Here is a 346-nt window from a genome sequence, read left to right on the forward strand (position 1 = left end):
GGTGAGCAGGTCGCCGAGTTGTTCACCGTGGGGCTGGCCGTCGGAGTCGGTGAGGGCTTCGGTGTAGCCCTTGTCCACACCGACCCTCTGGTCGCCGCACGGCCGCTGCGACGACCGCATCTGCGATGCGTCGATCTGGTAGTGCACCTCGACCCGGCCCCGGCGCAGGATCAGTCGCAACGTCCCCGTCGGCGCGACCGTCGTCGACAGCGGGATCTTGACCATCTTGCGAGGTTCGAGGCCGGGGATCGCCAGCCACAACCGGCCCTGCCCGTCGACGAGGGTGTTGTAGTTGTCGGCGCGTACGACGATCTGATCGTGTGTGCGGTTGTGGCCACGCTTCCAG

The 346-nt window shown here is 67.3% G+C and carries 1 protein-coding gene; it reads right to left on the reverse strand.

What is annotated here, in order from left to right; translation table 11 throughout:
* The coding region (locus FXF52_RS42345) for a hypothetical protein (RefSeq protein WP_222870978.1) at positions 1-346 on the reverse strand (346 nt) is incomplete at both ends.

Source organism: Micromonospora sp. MP36 (assembly GCF_008119785.1).
GTDB lineage: Bacteria > Actinomycetota > Actinomycetes > Mycobacteriales > Micromonosporaceae > Micromonospora.